22 protein-coding genes are annotated in these 21,819 nt (G+C 63.2%); 9 read left to right on the plus strand and 13 right to left on the minus strand.

Annotated elements, in window-relative coordinates:
- Positions 1 to 249: 249 nt before the first annotated feature.
- The 3 genes from OWC48_RS35300 (at position 250) to OWC48_RS35310 (ending at position 2,412) form a co-directional block, all read left to right on the plus strand.
- Positions 250 to 804 carry a fasciclin domain-containing protein gene (locus OWC48_RS35300; protein WP_282524132.1) on the plus strand — a complete coding sequence of 185 codons (555 nt, stop codon included), beginning with the start codon at positions 250 to 252 and terminating at the stop codon, positions 802 to 804.
- A 181-nt stretch (positions 805 to 985) separates the two neighbouring features.
- On the plus strand, positions 986 to 1,615 hold the full coding sequence (locus tag OWC48_RS35305; protein ID WP_282524133.1) for a cytochrome b/b6 domain-containing protein: 630 nt from the start codon (positions 986 to 988) through the stop codon (positions 1,613 to 1,615).
- Positions 1,616 to 1,629: 14 nt separating this feature from the next.
- Positions 1,630 to 2,412 carry a molybdopterin-dependent oxidoreductase gene (locus tag OWC48_RS35310; protein ID WP_282524134.1) on the plus strand — a complete coding sequence of 261 codons (783 nt, stop codon included), beginning with the start codon at positions 1,630 to 1,632 and terminating at the stop codon, positions 2,410 to 2,412.
- Between the two features lie 101 nt (positions 2,413 to 2,513).
- Here the strand turns inward: OWC48_RS35310 and OWC48_RS35315 are convergent, their stop codons facing one another.
- Positions 2,514 to 3,716, minus strand: a complete 1,203-nt coding sequence (locus tag OWC48_RS35315; protein ID WP_282524135.1) for a YbfB/YjiJ family MFS transporter — start codon at positions 3,714 to 3,716, stop codon at positions 2,514 to 2,516.
- Between the two features lie 132 nt (positions 3,717 to 3,848).
- Between OWC48_RS35315 and leuB the strand changes: the two genes are divergently transcribed.
- A complete protein-coding gene (leuB, locus tag OWC48_RS35320; protein WP_282524136.1) occupies positions 3,849 to 4,961 on the plus strand; it encodes a 3-isopropylmalate dehydrogenase in 1,113 nt (370 codons plus the stop codon).
- Between the two features lie 126 nt (positions 4,962 to 5,087).
- Positions 5,088 to 5,726 (plus strand): DapH/DapD/GlmU-related protein, encoded by a 639-nt coding sequence (locus OWC48_RS35325; protein WP_282524137.1) that lies wholly within the window; start codon positions 5,088 to 5,090, stop codon positions 5,724 to 5,726.
- A gap of 73 nt (positions 5,727 to 5,799) precedes the next feature.
- Here the strand turns inward: OWC48_RS35325 and OWC48_RS35330 are convergent, their stop codons facing one another.
- Positions 5,800 to 6,186, minus strand: a complete 387-nt coding sequence (locus tag OWC48_RS35330; protein WP_282524138.1) for a hypothetical protein — start codon at positions 6,184 to 6,186, stop codon at positions 5,800 to 5,802.
- Between the two features lie 157 nt (positions 6,187 to 6,343).
- A complete protein-coding gene (locus OWC48_RS35335; protein WP_282524139.1) occupies positions 6,344 to 7,132 on the minus strand; it encodes a hypothetical protein in 789 nt (262 codons plus the stop codon).
- Between the two features lie 116 nt (positions 7,133 to 7,248).
- Here OWC48_RS35335 and OWC48_RS35340 point away from each other — a divergent pair, with 116 nt between their 5' ends.
- A complete protein-coding gene (locus OWC48_RS35340; RefSeq protein WP_282524140.1) occupies positions 7,249 to 8,283 on the plus strand; it encodes an aspartate-semialdehyde dehydrogenase in 1,035 nt (344 codons plus the stop codon).
- Between the two features lie 6 nt (positions 8,284 to 8,289).
- On the opposite strand, the gene OWC48_RS35345 is transcribed toward OWC48_RS35340, so the two are convergent.
- From OWC48_RS35345 to OWC48_RS35365, 5 genes are all read right to left on the minus strand, one after another.
- Complete coding sequence (locus OWC48_RS35345) at positions 8,290 to 10,419, minus strand: multicopper oxidase family protein (protein ID WP_282524141.1); 2,130 nt, start codon at positions 10,417 to 10,419, stop codon at positions 8,290 to 8,292.
- A gap of 14 nt (positions 10,420 to 10,433) precedes the next feature.
- Entirely contained in the window at positions 10,434 to 12,260 is a 1,827-nt protein-coding gene (locus OWC48_RS35350; protein WP_282524142.1) for a hypothetical protein, read from the minus strand.
- Between the two features lie 155 nt (positions 12,261 to 12,415).
- Positions 12,416 to 12,820 carry an IPT/TIG domain-containing protein gene (locus OWC48_RS35355; protein WP_282524143.1) on the minus strand — a complete coding sequence of 135 codons (405 nt, stop codon included), beginning with the start codon at positions 12,818 to 12,820 and terminating at the stop codon, positions 12,416 to 12,418.
- Between the two features lie 123 nt (positions 12,821 to 12,943).
- Positions 12,944 to 13,246, minus strand: a complete 303-nt coding sequence (locus OWC48_RS35360; RefSeq protein ID WP_282524144.1) for a hypothetical protein — start codon at positions 13,244 to 13,246, stop codon at positions 12,944 to 12,946.
- A gap of 128 nt (positions 13,247 to 13,374) precedes the next feature.
- Complete coding sequence (locus tag OWC48_RS35365; protein WP_282524145.1) at positions 13,375 to 14,010, minus strand: carbonic anhydrase; 636 nt, start codon at positions 14,008 to 14,010, stop codon at positions 13,375 to 13,377.
- Between the two features lie 169 nt (positions 14,011 to 14,179).
- Between OWC48_RS35365 and OWC48_RS35370 the strand changes: the two genes are divergently transcribed.
- The gene (locus OWC48_RS35370; RefSeq protein ID WP_282524146.1) at positions 14,180 to 15,061 is read left to right on the plus strand and encodes a CoA ester lyase; all 882 of its coding nucleotides are present in this window, start codon (positions 14,180 to 14,182) and stop codon (positions 15,059 to 15,061) included.
- Positions 15,062 to 15,177: 116 nt separating this feature from the next.
- On the opposite strand, the gene OWC48_RS35375 is transcribed toward OWC48_RS35370, so the two are convergent.
- On the minus strand, positions 15,178 to 15,978 hold the full coding sequence (locus tag OWC48_RS35375) for a Crp/Fnr family transcriptional regulator (protein ID WP_282524147.1): 801 nt from the start codon (positions 15,976 to 15,978) through the stop codon (positions 15,178 to 15,180).
- Positions 15,979 to 16,406: 428 nt separating this feature from the next.
- On the opposite strand from OWC48_RS35375, the gene OWC48_RS35380 reads away from it, so the two are divergent.
- Complete coding sequence (locus OWC48_RS35380; RefSeq protein WP_282524148.1) at positions 16,407 to 18,098, plus strand: caspase family protein; 1,692 nt, start codon at positions 16,407 to 16,409, stop codon at positions 18,096 to 18,098.
- A 21-nt stretch (positions 18,099 to 18,119) separates the two neighbouring features.
- Here the strand turns inward: OWC48_RS35380 and OWC48_RS35385 are convergent, their stop codons facing one another.
- From OWC48_RS35385 to OWC48_RS35400, 4 genes are all read right to left on the minus strand, one after another.
- Entirely contained in the window at positions 18,120 to 18,539 is a 420-nt protein-coding gene (locus tag OWC48_RS35385) for a hypothetical protein (protein ID WP_282524149.1), read from the minus strand.
- Between the two features lie 230 nt (positions 18,540 to 18,769).
- A complete protein-coding gene (locus OWC48_RS35390) occupies positions 18,770 to 19,555 on the minus strand; it encodes a hypothetical protein (RefSeq protein ID WP_282524225.1) in 786 nt (261 codons plus the stop codon).
- An 80-nt stretch (positions 19,556 to 19,635) separates the two neighbouring features.
- Positions 19,636 to 20,241, minus strand: coding sequence for a 3-isopropylmalate dehydratase small subunit (gene leuD / locus OWC48_RS35395; protein ID WP_028174900.1), 606 nt, complete (start codon positions 20,239 to 20,241; stop codon positions 19,636 to 19,638).
- Positions 20,242 to 20,347: 106 nt separating this feature from the next.
- Positions 20,348 to 20,917, minus strand: coding sequence for a pyridoxamine 5'-phosphate oxidase family protein (locus OWC48_RS35400; RefSeq protein ID WP_282524150.1), 570 nt, complete (start codon positions 20,915 to 20,917; stop codon positions 20,348 to 20,350).
- A gap of 98 nt (positions 20,918 to 21,015) precedes the next feature.
- Here OWC48_RS35400 and OWC48_RS35405 point away from each other — a divergent pair, with 98 nt between their 5' ends.
- On the plus strand, positions 21,016 to 21,819 hold the full coding sequence (locus tag OWC48_RS35405; protein WP_282524226.1) for a helix-turn-helix transcriptional regulator: 804 nt from the start codon (positions 21,016 to 21,018) through the stop codon (positions 21,817 to 21,819).

The following is a 21,819-nucleotide window of genomic DNA, read 5'->3' on the forward strand; positions in this document are numbered from 1 at the left end:
GTGGGCACGACGCTTCGCGCCTTTGCCCACCCTACGGCACCGTCCGCTCGGCGCTCGCTCACACACGAACGTCCCCGCGCTTAGTTTCACGCATCACGATAAATTATTTCCCGAAACCACTTCGCAAACCCTCCCGTAGTTGGGACCAACGACGGCACTGCTGCTTCACGCCAAAAGGTCGCAGGTGCCGTTGTTGCCCCAACGCAAACGCCGGCCATTGCCGGTCACAATTCAATCGGGAGACTCTCCATGTCGAAGCGTATTGCCTATCTCGCTGCCGCCGCCTTCAGCGCCCTGGCCATCACCGCGACCGTCGTCGCGCCTGTCCGCGCCGAGGAGAAGACCGTCATGGTCGGCGGCGCCGCGATGTTCCCGTCCAAGAACATCGTCCAGAACGCCGTCAACTCCAAGGATCACACCACGCTAGTGGCGGCGGTGAAGGCCGCCGGCCTGGTGCCGACGCTGGAAGGCAAGGGTCCGTTCACGGTGTTCGCGCCCACCAACGCGGCCTTCGGCAAGCTGCCGGCCGGCACCGTCGACAATCTGGTCAAGCCCGAGAACAAGGCGACCCTGACCAAGATCCTCACCTACCATGTCGTGCCCGGCAAGCTCGAGGCCTCCGACCTCACCGACGGCAAGAAGATGAAGACCGCCGAAGGCGAGGAGCTGACCGTGAAGAAGCAGGACGGCAAGGTCTGGATCGTCGATGCCAAGGGGGGCACCTCGATGGTGACGATCTCCAACGTCAACCAGTCGAACGGCGTGATCCATGTGGTCGATACCGTGCTGATGCCGGCGACGTAACACCGCGCCCTCCTGTTTCATCCCCGACAGGGTGCGACGTAACGGCGAGCCGGGGCCACCCGGCTCGCTTTATTGTGACTACGGTCGCCCGCAGACTCGATTCGCCGTCGTGCGGGGGCGTAACGAAAGCGGAAGTATCGGCGTATATTCGGTGTCAGACGACCTTCAGGACGGAACCATCATGTCGAGCCTCACAGTCAGCGACGAGCAGGTCAGCGCCACCCCCGCCAAAGTGATCCAGCCGGCCTGGGTCCGTGTCATGCACTGGACCAACGCGGTCGCCATGATCCTGATGATCCTGTCGGGCTGGCAGATCTACAACGCCTCACCGCTGTTCGGCTTCAGTTTTCCGCGCGAATACACGCTTGGCGGCTGGCTCGGCGGCGGCTTGCTCTGGCACTTCGCGGCGATGTGGCTCTTGATGATCAACGGCCTCGCCTATCTCGTCACCGGCTTCGCCACCGGCCGCTTCCGCAAAAAACTGCTGCCGATCACGCCATCCGGCGTGCTCCACGACGTCAGGGCTGCGCTGACCTTCAAGCTCGGCCACGACGATCTCACCGTCTACAATTACGTGCAGCGCGCACTCTACGCCGGCATCATCGTAGTCGGCGTGCTGATCGTGCTGTCGGGCCTGTCGATGTGGAAGCCGGTACAACTGCATTGGCTCGTGATGCTGTTCGGCGACTATCCGACCGCGCGCTACGTGCACTTCTTCTGCATGGCCGCGATCTGCGCCTTCCTCGTCATTCATGTCCTGCTCGCGCTGCTGGTGCCGAAGAGCCTGCGCGCGATGATCATTGGCCGCTGATTAGGAGACCCGTTATGGCCAAGCGCTCATTCCTGATCCCCGGCGTCGACAAGCGGCTGCTGATCAAGGACTCCATCAAGACGATGCCCGACGTCAGCCGCCGCCGCTTCATTGCGGGCGGCGCCAGCCTCGGCGCGCTGACGCTGCTCACCGGCTGCGACGTGATCGACTCGTCCTCGGCCGAGGACATGCTGAAGCAAGTTTCGAAATTCAACGACTCCGTGCAGGCCTTCATCTTCAATCCCGACGCGCTGGCGCCGACTTTCCCCGAGAGCGCGATCACGAAACCGTTTCCGTTCAATGCCTATTACGATCTCGACGATGCACCCGATGTCGACGGCGCCGACTGGAAGCTCGAGGTGCGTGGTCTCGTCGACAACAAGAAGTCCTGGACCCTGGACGAGCTCTACAAGCTGCCGCAGGTCACGCAGATCACCCGCCATATCTGCGTCGAGGGCTGGAGCGCGATCGGAAGCTGGACCGGCACGCCGCTCCGCGATTTCCTCAAGCTGATCGGCGCCGATACGCGCGCGAAATACGTCTGGTTCCAGTGCGCCGACAAGGACGGTTACAACTCGCCCTTGGACATGCGCAGCGCGCTGCATCCGCAGACCCAGATGACGTTCAAATACGCGAACGAAATCCTTCCGCGCGCCTACGGTTTCCCGATGAAGATCCGCGTGCCGACGAAACTCGGATTCAAGAACCCGAAATATGTCGTCTCGATGGAAGTCACCAACGACTACAAGGGCGGCTACTGGGAGGACCAGGGCTACAATTCGTTCAGCGGGAGCTGACGCCAGCCCCGCTGCCGTAGGGTGGGCAAAGCGAAGCGTGCCCACCAATGCATCCACGGCAGCGATCATGGTGGGCACGTCGCTTTGCGCCTTTGTCCACCCTACGGCACCGGTTCTTTGACCGGCCCTACCTTCCGCTGACACAACGCTGCCACCGCCCCCAGCGCCAGCAGTGCCGCCGACACATTCAGCGCGTAACTCAGGCTCCCCAGCGCATCCGTGATCGCGCCGACGACGATCGGGCCGAGCGTCTGGCCGACGCCGAACGAGATCGTCATCGCCGCGATCGCGGTCGGCCACGCCTCCGGCGGGTAGTTGAAGCGGACGAAGGCCGTGGTCGAGCCGACCACGGCAAAGAAGGCGACGCCGAACACCACGGCCGAGACCGCAAGCCACGCCGGCGAATGCCCCAGCATCGGCAAGGCCGCACCTAACGCGTTGGTGCCGAGGATGATGGCGGTGGCAAGACCGCCGCGGTCGAGCGCCAGCACCCCGCGCCAGACCCAGGGCGTGACGAAGGCGCTGAGGCCGATCAGGCTCCAGAACGCGGCCTGCGCCGCGGCCCCGCCGCCGCCGTCGCGCACATACGCGATCATGAAGGTCATGTAGGCGATGTAGCCGGCGCCAAACAGGAAGTAGCCGGCGAGATAGATCAGCACGGGCAGAATCGCGAAGGCGGCGTGGCTGCCTTCCGAGAAACGCACCCCGCTCTCGATGCGGATCAGGAACAGCGGCACGGTCATCACGACGGACAGCAGCGTCAGCGCCCACCACACCAGCCACCACGAGCCCGGCCCGAAATATTGCAGCGTGAACGGGGCGATCAGCCCGGAGGCGAGAATCCCGATTCCGGGCCCGGCATAGAACAGACTGAGCAGGAAATTGGCCCGTTCCGGGCGCGACTGCGCGATAGCCGCGGCCAGCGCACCGCCGGCGACGAAGCCGGCCGCGGCCCCTAAGCCCAGCACGAGGCGTGCGAGGCTCAGCGCAACGAAATTTCCTGATAGCGCGCAGGTGGCGAGCGCGGCGACGCAGGCGAGGGTTCCGCCGCGGATCGCCGCCGACCAGCCGACGCGCTGGATCAGCCGGGACGCGACAAGCGCCCCCACGAGGTAGCCGACGGCATTGATGGTGTTCATGAAACCGGCCGCCGAGTAGGACCAGCCGAGGTCCTCCCGCATATCGGGCAGCACCAGCGCATAGGCAAAGCGGCCGATGCCGAGCCCGACCGTCGCCGCCAGCGACAGGGTCAGGATCAGCCGCGCGGGATGTGCGTCGGGCGGGGGACGATCAGGTGCGCGCAAGGGATACTCCGGCGTCCCGCACTGTGGCAGGCCCCGCGGGTCTTGCACAGCCGCGAGGCGGCAATGGTGTCTTGCCAAGCGCGCAACGCCGCTCTAGCACTCCGGCCGAATTCGATCTCAGAGGAAACGACCATGGCGACCCACAAATTGCTGCTGCTCCCCGGCGACGGTATCGGCCCCGAGGTGATGGGCGAGGTGAAGCGGCTGATCGACTGGCTCAATTCGGCAGGGATCGCCAAATTCGAGACCGATACCGGCCTCGTCGGCGGCTCCGCCTATGACGCGCACAAGGAGTCGATCTCCGAGGGCGACATGGCCAAGGCCAAGGATGCCGACGCGATCATCTTCGGTGCGGTCGGCGGTCCCAAGTGGGACGCGGTGCCCTATGAGGTCCGCCCCGAAGCCGGCCTGCTGCGCCTGCGCAAGGATCTCGGCCTGTTCGCCAACCTCCGCCCCGCGGTGTGCTATCCGGCGCTGGCCGATGCCTCGAGCCTGAAGCGCGAGGCGGTCGAGGGCCTCGACATCGTCATCGTGCGCGAGCTCACCGGCGGCGTCTATTTCGGCGAGCCCAAGACCATCACCGATCTCGGCAACGGCCAGAAGCGTGCCGTCGATACCCAGGTCTACGACACCTATGAGATCGAGCGTATCGGCCGCGTCGCCTTCGAGCTTGCCAGGAAGCGCAAGAACAAGGTGACGTCGATGGAGAAGCGCAACGTCATGAAGTCGGGCGTGCTCTGGAACGAGGTCATGACGGCGGTCCACAAGCGCGAATATCCTGACGTCACGCTCGAGCACCAGCTCGCCGATTCCGGCGGCATGATGCTGGTGAAGGCGCCGAAGCAGTTCGACGTCATCGTCACCGACAATCTGTTCGGCGACATGCTCTCCGACATCGCGGCAATGCTGACGGGGTCGCTCGGCATGCTGCCCTCGGCTTCGCTCGGCGAAGTCGATGTGAAGAGCAAGAAGCGCAAGGCGCTGTACGAGCCCGTGCACGGCTCGGCGCCTGACATCGCAGGCCAAGGCCTCGCCAATCCCATCGCGATGATCTCGTCCTTCGGCATGGCGCTGCGCTATTCCTTCGACATGGGCGATCTCGCCGACAAGGTCGATGCCGCGATCGCCGCCGTGCTCGCCAGCGGCCTGCGCACCGCCGACATCAAGTCGGAGGGCACCACGGCCGCCTCGACCACGCAGATGGGCGAAGCGATCCTGAAGGAATTGCAGAAGCTGCACGCGTAAGCGCAGGAGTCGTAGCCCGGATGGAGCGAAGCGAAATCCGGGTTCTCGCCTGCAGACAGACCTTCCCGGATTGCGCTTCGCTCCATCCGGGCTACGCGCTGCTGACGACCTCAAGGAAGCCACCTCATGGATGCCTCGCCCCGCCCCAAGCTCGCGGAAACCATCATCCATGAAACGGTGCGTCAGCGCGAAGCGCAGATCGGGCGCCGCTGCGAAATCCTCGCCAACACCCGCATCGAATATGCTTCGCTCGGCGACTATTCCTATCTCGGCGAGAACTGCGAGGTCGCCGACGCGGTGATCGGAAAATTCACGGCGATCGCCAATTCGGTGCGGATCGGCGCGCCCAATCATCCGATGGGCCGTCCGTCCCAGCATCGCTTCACCTATGTCCCGGAATATTACGAGGCGAGTGCGACGCGTGACCGCGACTTCTTTGCGGATCGTCGCGGAGATCGCGTCATCGTCGGCAATGATGTCTGGATCGGCCACGCCGCGATCCTGCTGCCGGGCGTGAGCGTCGGCGACGGCGCGGTGATTGCCGCGGGCGCGGTCGTCAGCCGCGATGTCGAGCCCTACACGATCGTCGGCGGCGTTCCCGCGCGTGCCATCCGCAAGCGCTTTGACGATTCGGTCGCCGCAAGCCTGCGCCGCATTGCCTGGTGGGATTGGCCGAACGAGCAGATCTTCGAGCGCCTGGGCGATTTCCGCTCCGAGGCGATCGAAGAATTTTGCAGGCGCTACGACCCGGCGGCCAACGCGTAAAGCGGACGTATCTCTCACAAACAAAAACGGCCGGACACGAGCCCGGCCATTTTGATTCGGTCGATCATTCCGCTCAGTACAGCGGGAAATTCCGTGGGTAGCCGCCGACGTCGGCCGGCGTGCTCAGCGGCTGGCGATCGATCGGGCGGTTGAGGTTTTCGCGCGCGAAGGTCGGATAGCCGATCGCCGGCGGGAAAGCGTAGTCGGAGAACTTGCGGTCGCCCGGATTGACCTCGGTGCCGCCGTCGAGCCAGGAGCGCTTGCTCACATAAAGGCGGGTGCGGCCCTGCTGATAGACCGCGTTGGGACCGCTCGGGCCGTTATAGGGACGGCTGTTGTCATAACGCTGCTTCTTGGTGTCGGCCGAAGCCGGTGTCGCGAAGGCTGAGGACATGGCAATCACGGCGCCGGCCGCAAGCCACATCGCCAGTTTGTTCGCGGCAGAGAAATTCGAGCTCATCACGTCCCCTTCAGGCGGCAAGCCGCCAATCGATTTCATCCCCATACTAGCCCGGCAAGGGTGGCCGCAACTAGGTCTATTGGGTCACACCAGACCGGAATAATCGTGCGCGCTGGCAAAAGTTGCATCAATACCAGCCACTTGAGCTTGATGCCGGTTAGAGCGCCCCGCGCAATTGCGCATTCGCCGCGCCCAGCAGCCAGTCCGACGAACCCTGGGGCGCGCAGGAGCGGCGCTTCAGCTCCGCATGAGCGAACAATTCCGCCAGCTTCGGCTCGTTGCCCGAGGTCAGGAGCGTCAGCCGGTTCAGCGTGCAGGCGATCGCCGCGCGCCGGGCGGGCAGGGTGTCGCCCTGGCAGGAGAAGCCGGAGATCTGGAGCGCCGGCTCCTCGCTGCGCTTGAGGTAGCCGAGGCACGCCCGCGCGGCCTCCGCCGTGCCGGTGGGCCGGAACAGGGCGACGGGACCGAATTTCGTGTCGATCAGGCCGGCCTGCTCGAGCGTCGTTGCCTCCCCCAGGCCCATGTGGACCGCCAGGTCCGCTGTCGCCGGGCGGGTCACGTCGAATTCGCCGCCTTCGCGGTAGATCTCGAGCTCCGCCACGGGCTTGTCCGCCTCGCCGGTCCAGCGCATCACGTCCCTGCGGCCGCCTTCGGGATGCCTGAGAATGACGTAAGAGGCTGTTTTTTCTGATGAATCGAGCCGGCTGAGGGCGAAGGCCGGTTGCGAGCGGTCGGCCACGCTCCACCCCGGCCTCGAAGCGGGCTCATCGTCACGCAGGCTGGGCAGCAGGTCGAACGCCGCGAGGGCGAGGATGGCAAACAGGACCAGCGCCCCCACATAGGCGAACAGGCGCGCCAGCGTGCCGACGACTTCGTCGGCGAAGGCTGCGAGCGCCAGATGGATCTGGGTAGGGGTTGCGGCCGTCCTGGCCTCTGGCGACTGCATCCATGGCCTTCAGGCATGGTCCAACGTTGTCTTGAGGCCGGTTCTCGCATAGAAGCGCTGCTCTTCCTGTTTAAGCGTCAGCTTCAGGAACGGGCTTTTTCATCGGAGAGTGAACGATGGGTTACAAAGTCGCAGTCGTCGGCGCGACCGGCAATGTCGGACGGGAAATGCTCAACATCCTCGATGAGCGCAAATTCCCCGCGGACGAGGTCGTGGCCCTGGCGTCACGCCGCAGCGTCGGCGTCGAGGTCTCCTATGGCGACCGCACCCTGAAGGTCAAAGCGCTCGAGCACTACGACTTCTCCGATGTCGATATCTGCCTGATGTCGGCCGGCGGCTCGGTGTCGAAGGAATGGTCGCCGAAGATCGGCGCCGCCGGCACGGTCGTGATCGACAACTCGTCCGCCTGGCGCATGGATCCGGACGTGCCGCTGATCGTGCCCGAGGTGAACGCGGACGCGACGGCCGGCTTCAAGAAGAAGAACATCATCGCCAATCCGAACTGCTCGACCGCGCAACTCGTGGTCGCGCTGAAGCCGCTGCACGACAAGGCGACGATCAAGCGCGTCGTGGTCTCGACCTATCAATCGGTCTCGGGCGCCGGCAAGGATGCGATGGACGAATTGTTCTCGCAGACCAAGGCCGTCTACACCAATGACGAGCTGATCGCGAAGAAATTCCCCAAGCGCATCGCCTTCAACGTCATCCCCCACATCGACGTCTTCATGGAGGACGGCTACACCAAGGAAGAGTGGAAGATGATGGCGGAGACCAAGAAGATCCTTGATCCCAAGATCAAGCTCTCCGCGACCTGCGTGCGCGTGCCGGTGTTCGTCGGCCACTCCGAGGCCGTCAACATCGAGTTCGAGAATCCGATCACGGCGGACGAGGCACGCGACATCCTGCGCAAGGCGCCGGGCTGCCTCGTCATCGACAAGCAGGAGCCCGGTGGCTACGCCACGCCGTATGAAGCCGCCGGCGAGGACGCCACCTATATCAGCCGCATCCGCGAGGACGCGACGGTGGAGAACGGCCTCGTGCTGTGGTGCGTGTCCGACAATCTGCGCAAGGGCGCGGCGCTCAACGCCATCCAGATCGCGGAAGTCCTGATCAACCGCAAGCTGATCAGCGCGAAGAAGAAAGCGGCGTAAGCGGCCTTACGGGCCGACGACACTGATCCTCGCCATCATGCCATTGTCCTCATGCTCGAGGATATGGCAGTGGAAGACGAAGGTGCCAGGCTGCGAAAACGGAATATCGAGCACGATACGCGGTGCCACGCAGGTGCCGTCGCGCCATTGCGCGATCGTGCAATAGCCATTCTGCTGCTCCTCGATGACCTGAGGGATGCTCGATGATGCGAATGGAAGCGGTACATTGTCTTCCAGGATCACCGCTGCGCCCGTAGCTGCTGGCGGAGCCGAAGTCCCCGCGAGTCCGGATGCCTCAAGGACTCTGAACTTGGTCTGGTGCATGTGGAAATTGTGCACCTCGGTCGCGAGGTTCACCAATTCCCAGGTCTCGTGGACGGGTGACGAGCCGGGCCCGAGCGGCAAGCAGACCGCGTCGTTGTTGGAATCGAACGCCGCGACGTTCTTTTGCGTGCCGGCAACCACTGCGCCGTTCTGATCGACTTCCTCATATCCGAGGCCGAACTGGCTGTTTTCATCAGTAGGGTCGACCATGCCGAAGAAAATTCTGCGGCGGTGGCCGCTGGCCAGTGGCGGACATCGAGATGTCGCGGGAGCGGCGGCTTGTGCCATGGCCGCGGGTCGTACCATGGCGCGGGCCGTCGGCATCTCCGTCGCCTTGACCGTGAGCGTATTCTTGTCGCTGGCCGGATTGCCGAATTCGATCCTGGCGAGCTTGAACGAGGGCCAGGCCTCGCCTGCGGGTCCCAGGTTGACGACGCCTTGCTTGAGAGTTGCGGTTGCACCGGCAGGCGGCGCAACGACTTCTCCGTTCGCATTTCGATAGCTGACCCAAATCTCCGCCCGCGAACTCGGCATCATCGTCAAATCCTTGACGCAAACCGAGCCTGCATTGGCGCCAGTTGGACAATTGACGATCGTGAATCTGTTGGCCGCGATCTTCATTACGGTATTGGCCGGAGTTCCAGGCGGCACGGTAATGCTGACGCCGTCGACGGCGAGCAACTGCATGGCGATCGACTTGCCGCTATGGTCGTCGGCAAGGTTGAGCAAATATGTGAACTGCGCCGACGCATTGGTCAGCCGCCAGATTTCGCCGGCCGACGATGCGACGCGGATCGTCGGGAAAACCTGACCATTGACCGTGAAATACCAGCGCGAGCCAATGAAACTGTTGCCGGTACCATGCTCGTCGGGTTCTCCCTCGCAGAAGCCGAGCCGCGCATTCGGCCCGCCGGTGTCGCGCTGCTCGCAGAAATCCGCGATCTGCTGATTCTGGACTTCGCCATCCGTAACCGTCACGGGGCCACTATCATATTGCAGCGTTCCCGCGGCCAGCACCTGCATATCCCTCAGGATCAGGTGACGGACGGTCGATGGCGGAGCCTCGATGTAATCTCCGACGTCGCCGATCGTAATGATGCCCGCCATGCCTGCCGAGACCTGGTTGAGCGACAAGCCGTGGATATGCGGATGAAACCAGAACAGACCCGATGGATGATCCGCCGGGATATCGATACGGTAGTCGACGAAATCCAGTTTGATCTCGCCATGACCATGTGCCGTCGGTGTGGGGGTGGGCTCTGGTGTGCCGTTGGCAGGATTGTAGAGCTCCAGGAAGACGTAATCTCCGAATGTCGGATCCTGCATCGTGGGCGTACGCGGCGGAACGATCAGGCCGTGCGTGTGCAGATTGGTCGGATTGCGCGGAAGATTGGACATGCCGGGTTCGGTGGCGTGCTTCACCTTGGCCTTGTCCAGCGCCGGCAGCCGGTTGACGAGCCGGATCTTCAGAGTATCGCCCGCCTTCAGCTTGAGGCGCACGCCGCCATAATCGGCGGCGGTCGTCGAATCTGCGGGACACTGATTGCCGGACGGCGGTCGCTTGCAGACCTCGTAGATCCACGCCACCGGATTAATCGCAGCGCCGCTGTTGCGCGGAACGAACTGAATGGCCGACACCGGCTTCGGCCTGGCGATCATCAAAAGGTCGAGCAGCCCATTGGAGCTGGCGAATACGGCCGGCTCCGCCAGTGGGTCGGCTTGGGCTGCCGGCATCGCAGAGATCAAGGTGGCGGCTGCCGCAAGCAGCCGGCACCAACGCAACCGGACGACGTTTGGTTGGAGGCCCGACATCGTCGCGGCCTCCGTCAATTGCTGCTGCGTCTGCCCTGTGCTGCTCCCGCGACAGGGACCGGGCACGCCCCTGAAGACACCGTGACGTCCTTGCCCGGGGACGGGATGCCATTCGCCACGACGTAGAGCTTGCTTGGGCCGGTCTCGGTATTTGCCGGAACATTGAAGTCTGTCGAGCCGGGAGCGTTCGGCATCACCGTCATGGTGCTATGGCCGGACGTGCGCGCATAGAAAACGTGGCCGGAGTTGTTGTTCACGATCCTGACCAAGGGATAGTTGGTCGCGGCTTGTTGGTCGTCGCCATAATTCGCGCCTTGCGACAGTCCGTTGAGTTGCTTGCCGCTCACGACATAGTTCTGTCTGAGCTGGACGCAGGGCGGCGCTTTATCGATGACCGGTTGCCACGCTGACTGGTAGGTGCCGCTCGGCGTGAAGATCTGGATTGTCGACGTGTAGGTCTCGACCGCCAGGATCTGACCGGTCGGAAGCGTGACGAAGTTGACGTAGAACGATGTGATGCCGTTTGCGTCCGACGTCCCCTGGATGCCGGTAAAAGCGTTGGTCGCGGGGTCGTATTCGAAGAAGCTGGCCGGGGTGTGAAACTTTCCGGCGCTGGCGACCAGGAGCACTTTGCCATTGGGCAGCAGGGTCGCCGGGGCGTCAGCCATCGTGCAGGGCATGTTCGGCTTCACGGTGCCGTCGTCTTGCGTCAGCGTGCAGGTCGAGGGCAGGTCGGGCCCCGCTGACCAGGCGTTCGGCGGGTTCTTCGTGGTGTCATAGAGCGCGGTATGCGCCACGTTCGCGGTGGTGCCGCCAAACGCGATGACCTTTCCATTGTACATCAGCACTTGCGGGCCGATCTCAAAGGAGGGGCTGCTGCCACCTTCGGTATTGGCATTGTTGCAGTCGGAAAGCTGCTTGGGAATGTTGCCTGCGGAAGACCATTTTCCTGTCGAGGGATCGTATCGCTCGGTGCCGAGACCACAAGATACCCCGCCAATCTGTGTCGTATAGGCATCGATCGTGAGAACGGTACCGTCGGGGAGCAGGGACCAGCTTTCCTCGTCGTAGCGGTCGGCCTTGTTCGCGCCAGTCGTGGTCCAGGTCAGGTTGGCGGGATTGAAGATGGCGGCGCGTGAAGGCGTATCGCAGCAACTGGCCAGCATGAACTTGCCATTTGCCAGCACGGTGGATTGGGCATCCCCGATGGTGGCCCAGCCTGCGGGAGGTTGCACGGGCGTCCACGTGCCGAGAGGACCAGCCATTGGATCGTAGATCGAGCCGCCGAGACCCCAATCCGCTGCGCCTCCCATGTTGTATTCGCCGCCTTCGGCGATCACGCGTCCATCGGGCAGGACGGCGGAGGCGAAGAATTTCGGCCCATACCCGGCTTGCATCGACGCGATCTTCGTCCAGGTGCCGTCGATATAGCTGCCGCTTGCATTTGGAGTGAGCTTGTACCAGTCGGGCGTATCGGTGCGATGGATGATGACGGTGCCATCCGTCAGCAGGAGCGGATTGCCGAAATTATAGGGACCGCCCGGCGGGATGTTGGTCAGATTTGACCATGTTCCCTCGGGCGCCTGCTCGCGCGAGAAGGAGGCCGGCGCGCTTCCCGCCGGCGCCCTGAGCGGCGCGGCCGGTGGCAGGCCGGGCTCGGCTGCAACGGGCGGCAGGCTGGCGCCGAGACGTTTGGCTTCCTCCGGATTGTTCTTCAACTGCTGCACGTGGCCGTAGGAAAGCGGCAATTGCGGGCGCTGCGCCGGCTCCGCGGAGACCATCGTGATGGTCAATGTCGCCGTGAGGAATGATGCGAGAGCGGACTTGCCGATCGGGGTCATTTTTCCCTCCGGAAATGTATCTGGGCGGCCTTGAAGGTCGAATGAAATCAATTGCAAGTGGCGCGGTCGCTTGAAATAGCGCGACCTTTTGAGCCGAAGTCGATCAATGTGTAGATAAATACAACCACACGTTTATTGTTGTCAATCATTGCGCATCAGCCGGCGCGCGCAGTGAGGACGAACCTCACCTCCTGGCTGCGGCCATTGCTATTGCTGACGGTGACGCCATAGGGCCCTGGGGTGAGATAGCGGGCGGGACAACGGGGCTGGTAAGGTGGGCAGGTGTTGACCTCGAATTGGAGGGTCGCGCCGTCGTCGGACCGGATCGGGCCGACATCGAAGGAATCGACGTCGCCGCGAAAATGAATCATGTTTTCGAGCGTGAAGCCGCTCCCTCGCAGCGTGATCAGCGTGCCGATGCGTCCCGATTCCGGTGATAGGCCGGTGATGGTCGGCGCCGCCTGTGCAATCTGGATCGCCGCGTTCGCTGGCGCCGGTTTTCGATCCGCGCGCGTGTCTGGCGTAGAAAAGACGGTCGCAGCCGCGCCCAGCGCGGCCACGAGCGTTGCCACCAGAAGCCGGAAAGTTGTCGAGTGCGACCTCATCGCAAGGCTCGTGGGTTTGACGGATTTTCGTACCGAAGCGCCGCGAGATTGAAGCCTCGGGATACCGATCAGCAAAAATCAGCGGCGGCACAGACCGCTCTTGAGCTCCCAGCGTTCGCCGTTCCAAGCGGCAGCGACAACGTCGAAATAGAGTCGCTGAGTGGCATCATCAGTCGAGAAAAAGGTCACTTGGCAGAGGAAACGATCGTCCTTCGCGGGATTGCACGTGGCGTCCACGATCCGCAGGTTCTCACTGTGCAGTTGGCTGCCGCTTGACGCTTCGCGCTGATAAGCGGCCTGTATTGCCGACGTGTCAGGTGGCGTGACTGCATCGCAGCCGAGTCCCGCCGCCGCACACGCCCAGAGCACCAAATATCGCATTGGCATTCGTACCGGCTTGCCGATATCAGGATCTCAATCCCGATTTTCGTTCTGCAATATCCGGCTACATTAGCACAACCGGAGCGGGCACGACATGGGAGAATCGGTCGCCGCTGCTCGCCTGTCGGTTATCGCGCGTTCTTGAATTCCTTCGCGGCCTTATCCAGCACGAACAGCGACCCCTCCGCGACGCCGAAATAGGCGCCGTGGGTCTGCATCTGGCCCGAATCCACCGCCTTCTGCACGAACGGAAACGTCATCAGGTTTTCCAGGCTGCGGAACACCGCGGCCTTCTCGATGCGCTCGACGAACTGCGCCATGGTCTCGTGGTCGCGCTGCTCGACCACTTCGCCCGGCTTGATGAACATCTGCATCCATTTGCCGATGAAGTCGCCCGGCGTGAGCGGCTCGATCTTGTCGACGAAGGCGCGGATGCCGCCGCATTGCGCGTGCCCGAGCACGACGATGTGCTTCACCTTCAGCACCGTCACGGCATATTCCAGCGCCGCGGAGACGCCGTGCGCATTGCCGTCGGGCTGATACACCGGCACCAGATTGGCGATGTTGCGGACGACGAACAGTTCGCCCGGGCCGACGTCGAAGATCACCTCGGGCGAGACGCGGCTGTCGCAACAGCCGATCACCATCACTTCCGGGAACTGCCCCTTCACCGACAGCTCGCGATAGCGGCTCTGCTCGGTCGGCAGCCGCTGGGTGGCGAAGGCCTTGTAGCCTTCCAGCAAATGCTTCGGGAATGTGATCATGGCCTATGCCTAACCATAGACCAGAGGGGCGAACAAGCCTTTCGAATAGGCAGGCCAGATGCTATCGGCTTGGCTTGTTGTTCGAGCATGGTCCTTTCGGAAAACCGCCGCACACTTTTCCGGGATCATGCTTCAGAATACACCTGAGGAAACTGGAAGGAATGCTCGCATGACCCGCCCGCGCCGCAGCCATCTGTTCATGCCCGGCTCCAACCCCCGCGCGCTGGAAAAGGCGCGAAATCTCGCCGCCGACGGCCTGATCCTCGATCTGGAAGATTCCGTCGCCCCCGACCTCAAAGGGGTGGCGCGTGACGGCATCGCCGCTGCGATCGCGGACGAGGGGTTCGGCAAGCGCGAGATTTTGATCCGGACCAACGGCCTCGACACGCCCTGGTGGGCCGATGACGTCGCGATGGCCGCCAAGGCCTCGCCCGATGGCATTCTGGTTCCAAAAGTTTCAAGCATCGAGGATCTCCAGGCGATCGGCGCTCGCCTCGCCGAGCTCGGCGCCGCGCCGACGGTGAAGGTCTGGGCGATGATCGAGACCGCGCGCGCCGTGCTGCATGCCGAGGAGCTGGCCGCCGCGGGCCGCGATCCCAAGACGCGCCTCTCCGGTTTCGTGTTCGGCCCGAACGACATCTCGCGTGAGACGCGCATCAAGATGCTGCCGGGCCGCGCGGCGATGATCCCGATGATCACCCACTGCATCCTGGCGACGCGCGCCCATGGCCTCGAAATCCTCGACGGCCCCTACAGTGACATCGCCAATTCCGACGGTTTTGCCACCGAATGCGCACAGGGCCGCGACCTCGGCTTCGACGGCAAGACGCTGATCCATCCGTCGCAGATCGAGGCCTGCAACGCGATCTTCACGCCGCCCGAAGAGGAAGTCGCGCGCGCGCGAAAGATCATTGCCGCGTTCGAGCTGCCTGAGAACGTCTCGCGCGGCGCGATCCGGCTCGATGGCGCAATGGTGGAGCGTCTGCACGCCGACATGGCGCGGCGCACGATCGAGATCGCGGACGCGATCGCAGCGATGAGCAAGGGCTGAGGCGTCAACTCGAAGAAGCGATATCCGCTTGTCCCCGCCAGGCGGAAATCTTCTCGACGTCAGGAGGATTGCCGCTTGTGACCCAAACGGTCATCGCGACGGTCAGTCCCGATCGTCTATTTTCCCGCCGGTGAAGCAGCTCTGGATTCGCTACCCGCGACGATGGCGCTTCCGCGGGACGGCGCATCGACAGGCTGCGGCGCCGCCAATTCCTGGCAATACATCTGATCGATCTTGCGCTGCATGAGCGCATAGCAATCGCATGCGACACCCTCGAGCCGCGCCCGATGGATCTCGACGAACCCGCGCCGGTCGGACGGGACGGCGCCGGCATCGCGTAGCTTGCTCATCGTCAGGGTCACTGTCGTCCGTCGCACCCCAAGCAATTGCGCAAGCGCCTCGTGCGTCACCGGAAGCCGGTCATCGGGAACGCGGTCGTGAAGCTGCAGGAGCCAGCGCGCCATGCGGCCATCCACCCGGTGCAGCGCGTTGCAGGCGGCCACGTGCTGGAGCTGCAACAACAGCGCGCGGGCGTGGACTTGCACGACGTTCCTGATGGCTGCGCTTTGCGCAAAGGCCGCGCGAAACTTGGCGGCGGAAATCAGCGATGCTGTGCCGGCGATGCGGGCAATCGCGGTCACGGATGACAGCGACGGGCCGAGCACGGAGAACGAGGCCAAGGCGCCTTCCCGTCCCATCAAGGTGGTTGCGACCGTTTGCCCGTCCGGCATATCGAGCATGAAGGCGATGGCGCCGCTATGGGGAAAATAAACCGGGTCGAGTTCATCGCCCGACCGCACCAGGATGGCATCGGGTTCGAACGAGACCTTCTGGAAGTAGGGCGTGAGCAAACCGAGATCCGCCGGCGGCAACGCCGCCAATAGCCGGTTCCCGATGCCCGTGCGGTGGACGGTCATGGCGCTTTCCTGTGAACGAGCACTCAACGAACGACGGTAACCATCTATTTCGTTTGCCATGATTATCCGAAATACGAATTGCGGAAGGGCAACCATCCAAACAGAGCCGTTCGTCGAGATCAAGCACGGACAATTGCGGAAACCTTGCCGGCATCCTCGCCGCGCAAACGGGGCCCTGCATACATCATACTATTGACGACCTTTGCTACTCGGCGAGGTGCCACACGTGGTGATCGACCAGTGATTGTTGCGGCAGCGCGTGAGTCTGCCCCTGGGGCGCCAGCCCTTCCGCGACGATGCCGAGCTGTAACCGGCATCGTCGGCAGCTCGTCGCCGGTTCGTCCCGACAACGGCCGCTTCGCCAAAGTCCACGATCTCGGCTTTTCCCGTTGCGGTGGTGAACAGGGGTGCTACCCTCGAAGCCATTGGTGGGTCTGGGCAATCTATTGATGCGTTTTTTTGGGGCAGCTGTCTTTCTCGTCACGTCGCTTTTGTCCGCTCAGCCCGCCCTTGCGCAGGCGCGGGTTGCGCTCGTCATCGGCAATGGCGCCTACGAGAAGGTGCCCGAGTTGCCGAACCCGACTCGCGATGCGGCCGACATCGGCCGCGCGCTGGAGCGGCTGGATTTCAAGGTCACTCTAGTCAAGAACGCCACCGCGCAAGAGATGAGGAAGGCCGTCGTCGAGTTCGGCCGGTCCGCCGAAATGTCCGACATCGCCGTCGTGTTCTACGCCGGGCACGGCATGGAAGTCGGCGGCGAGAATTGGCTGATTCCAGTCAGCGCAGAGCTGCGCAGCGATACCGACGCCGAAAGCGAGGCGATCAGCCTGCGTTCGGTGAGCCTTCAGGTCTCGAAGGCACGGAAGCTGGGCCTCGTGATACTTGACGCGTGCCGCAACAACCCTTTTGCCGCGAAGATGAAGCGCGCGTTGAGCACCCGGGCGGTGGCTCGCGGGCTCGCGCCGACGGAGCCGTCCGACAACGTCCTGATCGCGTATGCCGCCCGGGACGGCACCACGGCAAGCGACGGCGACGGCCGGAACAGCCCCTTCACGACGTCGCTGCTTCGCCACATCGAGACACCCGGCCTGGAGATATCGTTTCTGTTTCGCCGGGTTCGTGACGACGTGATGGCGGCAACCAGGCGCGAACAGCAGCCTTTCGTGTATGGCTCCTTGTCGAAGGAAGAGATTTACCTCAAGGCCCCTGCCGTCGCCGCTCAGGCACCAGCTGTATCAACTCCGGCGCCCGCAGCTCCCGCGGAAGACGAGAAATTCTGGCAGGCTGTCCGGACGTCGACGATGGCAGCTCTCTTTGAGGAATTCCTCGCCAGATACCCCCGCAGCGACCACGCCGTCGAAGCCCGCCAACGAATCAAGGATCTCAAGGCCAACGAGGTCGCGGCGCTATCGTCTTCGGCTGCTGCTCCGAAATCGGATGCGAACGGACGCCAGGACGCTGATGCCAAGCGCGCCGTAAGAAATCCATTTACGCCCGACGACACCAAAAAAATCTCTGTCATCGCGGCAGCTCAGCAACTCGAATTGCCGAGCTTCACCATTTCGTCCGATCAGAACGATCCATTCAACGCCAATTCCAGGTTTGTCGGCGTGTGGTCCAACAAGCGTGGGTGGACCAATGGCAAAGGACGCTACGCCATGCTGATCATCACGGAGGTCTCCGCGACGGGATTGGCCAGAGGATACTATCTCTGGGGGCCGCCCACGAAACAATCGTGGGCGAAGGATGTGGCGGGATACAAATCGTTCGCCGAATACATTGCGAACGATAAATTCTCCATCAATGGAACGCCCGTCACGGCCAAGCTGGACAAGAACGTCCTTGCCCTGTCGTCCGTCAATAAGGAGAAGCCGTCGGAGACCGCGACTATCGAGCTTCGTCCGGTCTGGCAGCTTGTGCCGGTGCCCGAGGATACCGAACCTCCGACCAAACGCGATAAGGCTGCACGAGCGCATGCAGTCAAGAAAGAGAGCGCGGCTGAACCTGGCCTTCCGGGGCATGCCGACGGAGCGAGCATGGAAGAGCGCTATCGTGCGTGCAGAAAGCTCGTGAAAGGATTTGCCCAGCGCGACGCTTGCGCACGAAACGGCGCGATCTGATCTTTCGATCCAGACATCGCGTCAGCGCGGGGCGACGTCGGCCCGATCGAGCGATTCCAGCGTCGCGGCGTTGCCGCAATAGCCGTGATAGTTCTCCGCGGCGGTGCCCTCAGCGAGATCGCGGTCGCACTCTCCCTTGTGATTGCAGAGCGAGCAGACCCGCTCCATGTCGCGCAGCAGCAGCGGCTGCGCGCGGCCGAGCCCTTCGGCACTGATGCCGAGCTGTTCCAGCATCTTCGGCAACTCGTCGGCGGCATGCTTGCCGTGGCGGACCAGCTCTTCCAGATCGTCAGGCGCGATCCTGAGATCTTGCGCGATCCGGTCGAAATCGGCGCGATCAAGCTGCCGCATCTCGTTCATCTCGCGGCGATGCTTCAGCCAGGCGGCAAAGGACTCGATGAGGTCCTGAACGATGGGATAAGGCCTGCTTGCGGTGCTCATGCGAAGCTCCGTTTGGGTCGTGGAATTGGAGCGAGATTAGGCAAGATGCTGCAGGAGCGCGTTGCGCTGGATCAAATTGAGAATGGGTCAAGGAACTGCGCTCGTGTCCCGGACGCGCCGCAGCGTGAAACGCTGCTGCGCAGAGCCGGGACCCATCGTGCCGCATCTCTGGCCCCCAGCTCAGCAGCGCACCGCTGAAAAAGCGCTGCGCTGCATCCGGGGCACGAGCGTTACGCGAACCGCTCCGTCGCCCACGCATACAGGCTGCCCGGGATCGGCTTTTCGCCGCCGCGGCCCTTGGGCGAGATGTGCAGGCCGATGATCTCGGGGTCGGTGACGAGGCCGAGATAGCTCGAGGGATCGAAGAACAGTTTTGGCTCGGCATGCACGGCGTAGAACGATTGCTTCGGCAGTGCGGCCTGTAGTTCACCGGTGCGGCGCGCGAGCGCGGTCAGCGCCGCCGGCCCGAAGATCGCGACGCGAATGTCCGAGAGACGGTTCGAGCCCCCGCGCAGGCGACGCATCATGAAGGTGATGCGATGGCGCACCGACAGCCAGTTCGGCGTCAGCTCCTCCTGCTCCATCAGCTCCTCGAAGGCGGCAACGATGCCGTGCTCCGCCGGCAGATAGATCACGGAATTGCCGAGCTGGCGCGGCCGCTCCCAGGCGAAGTAGGGTTTTGCCGGGTCGATCTCGACGGGTTTCAGGAGCAGCACGTCGGCATCGAGCCAGAGGCCGAGGTTCTTCGCCATCAGCTTCATGCGGAAGAAGTCGCTGAACTGCAGCGTGGTCCAGTCGCGCCAGCTTCCGTCCGGCTGCGGCGGTCGCAATCGTTCGGAGAACGCGTGCGGCAGGATCGCCTCGGCGTCCGCGTTCCCGATGCCCGCGGGCAGGCCGGGAATGGTGTCGAAACTGTAGACCGTGACCTTGTGGCCGGCAGCTAGCTGCGAGCGCAGACAGGTCTGGCGCAGTGCGTCCATCGGGCCGTGCCAGAAGGTGACGATGTCGGGCAGCATGCGCGTCAATTTAGGGGTTAATCGGGGCAAAGAAAAAGCCCCGGCGCTCGTCGCACCGGGGCTCGAACTGGAGCTCGATCTCAGGCCCAGGCGCGTTCGCGCTTGAGCTTGTCCTCGTAGGTGTCGATCGAGGCCTTCTTCTCCATCGTCAGGCCGATGTCGTCGAGGCCGTTGATCAGGCAGTGCTTGCGGAACGGGTCGATCTCGAACTTGACCTTGCCGCCGTCGGGGCCGCGGATCTCCTGGTTCGGCAGGTCGATCGTCAGCGTCGCGTTGGCGCCGCGCTCGGCGTCGTCGAACAGCTTGTCGAGGTCTTCCTGCGAGACGCGGATCGGCAGAATGCCGTTCTTGAAGCAGTTGTTGTAGAAGATGTCGCCGAACGAGGTCGAGATCACGCAGCGGATGCCGAAGTCGAGCAGCGCCCAGGGCGCATGCTCGCGGCTCGAGCCGCATCCGAAATTGTCGCCGGCGACCAGCACCTTCGAATTGCGATAGGCGGGCTGGTTGAGGACGAAATCCGGGTTCTCGCTGCCGTCGTCCTTGTAGCGCTGCTCGGAGAAGAGCCCCTTGCCAAGGCCGGTGCGCTTGATGGTCTTGAGGTACTGCTTCGGAATGATCATGTCGGTGTCGACATTGATGATCTTCAGCGGCGCCGCGACGCCTTCCAGCGTGGTGAACTTGTCCATTTCAGGCTTCCCGGTTTGACGTCAGGGGAAGGCTATTTAGCCCGGTTGGCACACAAATCCTAGGCCGGATTCGGCAGGCCTAAGGGGCGTAAATCGAGGTTCGTCATCAGCCTGACGGAGCCATGCGGTCAGGGGCAAAGCCGGTCGGCAGGCCGTCGATGCTCTTCATGTTCTTCAGACCCCAGTATTTTCGCAGATTGTTGACGCCCTGCGCCGTCCAGTAGCGCACGAGGCTGCCGCGCTCTTGCCGGTAGTCGAACAGCGGCACGCCCATACCGCACGATGTCTGCACGAGATCGACCGAGAGGCGCACGATCTGGCGCGCCCCCGCCATGTCCTCGAACCGAGGGGCGAGATCGGCGTACTCCGGCGTCCCGCGCATCAGTGATCGCCCCTGGCCATAGAGCCGCAGGATCACCGGATTGCCTTCGAAGGCGCAAAACATGATGGTCAGCCGCTTGTCATCAGATGCGATCAGGTGCGCGCGGGTCTCGCTGCCGCTGCCGGTGCAATCGAGGTAGGCGACGTCGCTCTCTCCCAATACCCGGAACGACGACAGGCCTTTGGGGGACACATTGATGCGCCCCTTCGGCGGGGCGCTGGCGACGAAGAAGATTTTTTGCCGCTCGATGAAAGCCCTGTGCTCGGGTTCGATCTTTGCGAATTGCCTGCCCATGCCACCCGTCCTTTCCGCAGCGCTGCCGCCGCGACAAAGACCTACCAGGTCTTATATACCCGTTTAAGAATGCATTTTATGCTGGTATAAAAACCACCATGAAAGGATCAGACCCGATCGCTCCGGCTCTCTCGCTCAGTGCGTTTTTGCGGGCGCTCCGGGAGCGCCAGTCTCCTGCAGAATTCGGCCTCGCCGCCGGAGCACGGCGGCGCACGCCCGGCCTCCGGCGCGAGGAGGTCGCTCAGCTCTGCGGATTGAGCGTCACCTGGTACACGTGGATCGAGCAGGGTCGCGATGTCTCCGTCTCGGCTTCGACACTTGCGCGCCTCGCACGCGGATTGCGCCTGTCACGAGCGGAGCGCAGCTACCTGTTCGAAGTTGGGGGCAAGCGCGATCCCGAGCGTCTCGGCCACAGGGATGATCCGCCTGAGGAGGTGCTGGCCTGCGTCGATGCGATCGATGGGCCGGCCTACATTCTCGATCGCACATGGGGCGCGCGTCGTTGGAATGCGAAAGCGTCCCGGTTGTTTGCCGGATGGCTCGATGCTGACGGCGAAAAAAATCTTCTGCGCTACATCTTCCTCAGGCCCGAGGCGCGAACACTGATCCTCGACTGGACCTCACGCGCGCAACGCGTCGTCGCAGAATTCCGAGCCGCTGTTACAGCCTATTCCGACGATCCGGACATTCGCCGGCTCGTCGAGGAACTGAGAGTTGGAAGCCCTGACTTCGAACGCTGCTGGGAGACGCAGGGGGTTCTGGCACGCGAAGGCGGCGAGCGTGCGTTCGATCATCCGACCATGGGACTGCTGCACTATCAGCAGGTGTCGCTGTCTCTCGCGGGCTGGTCCGACTATCGACTGACGATGCTTCTCGCTGCGCCAACCATCCGCAACCGATGA

This window comes from Bradyrhizobium sp. Arg816, from assembly GCF_029989365.1.
GTDB lineage: Bacteria > Pseudomonadota > Alphaproteobacteria > Rhizobiales > Xanthobacteraceae > Bradyrhizobium.

Coding starts and splice junctions, on each gene's coding strand:
- OWC48_RS35300 (WP_282524132.1), top strand. CDS start 250: ATGTCGAAGCGTATTGCCTATCTCGCTGCCGCCGCCTTCAGCGCCCTG.
- OWC48_RS35305 (WP_282524133.1), top strand. CDS start 986: ATGTCGAGCCTCACAGTCAGCGACGAGCAGGTCAGCGCCACCCCCGCC.
- OWC48_RS35310 (WP_282524134.1), top strand. CDS start 1,630: ATGGCCAAGCGCTCATTCCTGATCCCCGGCGTCGACAAGCGGCTGCTG.
- leuB (WP_282524136.1), top strand. CDS start 3,849: ATGGCGACCCACAAATTGCTGCTGCTCCCCGGCGACGGTATCGGCCCC.
- OWC48_RS35325 (WP_282524137.1), top strand. CDS start 5,088: ATGGATGCCTCGCCCCGCCCCAAGCTCGCGGAAACCATCATCCATGAA.
- OWC48_RS35330 (WP_282524138.1), bottom strand. CDS start 6,186: ATGAGCTCGAATTTCTCTGCCGCGAACAAACTGGCGATGTGGCTTGCG.
- OWC48_RS35335 (WP_282524139.1), bottom strand. CDS start 7,132: ATGCAGTCGCCAGAGGCCAGGACGGCCGCAACCCCTACCCAGATCCAT.
- OWC48_RS35340 (WP_282524140.1), top strand. CDS start 7,249: ATGGGTTACAAAGTCGCAGTCGTCGGCGCGACCGGCAATGTCGGACGG.
- OWC48_RS35345 (WP_282524141.1), bottom strand. CDS start 10,419: ATGTCGGGCCTCCAACCAAACGTCGTCCGGTTGCGTTGGTGCCGGCTG.
- OWC48_RS35350 (WP_282524142.1), bottom strand. CDS start 12,260: ATGACCCCGATCGGCAAGTCCGCTCTCGCATCATTCCTCACGGCGACA.
- OWC48_RS35360 (WP_282524144.1), bottom strand. CDS start 13,246: ATGCGATATTTGGTGCTCTGGGCGTGTGCGGCGGCGGGACTCGGCTGC.
- OWC48_RS35365 (WP_282524145.1), bottom strand. CDS start 14,010: ATGATCACATTCCCGAAGCATTTGCTGGAAGGCTACAAGGCCTTCGCC.
- OWC48_RS35370 (WP_282524146.1), top strand. CDS start 14,180: ATGACCCGCCCGCGCCGCAGCCATCTGTTCATGCCCGGCTCCAACCCC.
- OWC48_RS35375 (WP_282524147.1), bottom strand. CDS start 15,978: ATGACCGTCCACCGCACGGGCATCGGGAACCGGCTATTGGCGGCGTTG.
- OWC48_RS35385 (WP_282524149.1), bottom strand. CDS start 18,539: ATGAGCACCGCAAGCAGGCCTTATCCCATCGTTCAGGACCTCATCGAG.
- OWC48_RS35390 (WP_282524225.1), bottom strand. CDS start 19,555: ATGCTGCCCGACATCGTCACCTTCTGGCACGGCCCGATGGACGCACTG.
- leuD (WP_028174900.1), bottom strand. CDS start 20,241: ATGGACAAGTTCACCACGCTGGAAGGCGTCGCGGCGCCGCTGAAGATC.
- OWC48_RS35400 (WP_282524150.1), bottom strand. CDS start 20,917: ATGGGCAGGCAATTCGCAAAGATCGAACCCGAGCACAGGGCTTTCATC.
- OWC48_RS35405 (WP_282524226.1), top strand. CDS start 21,016: ATGAAAGGATCAGACCCGATCGCTCCGGCTCTCTCGCTCAGTGCGTTT.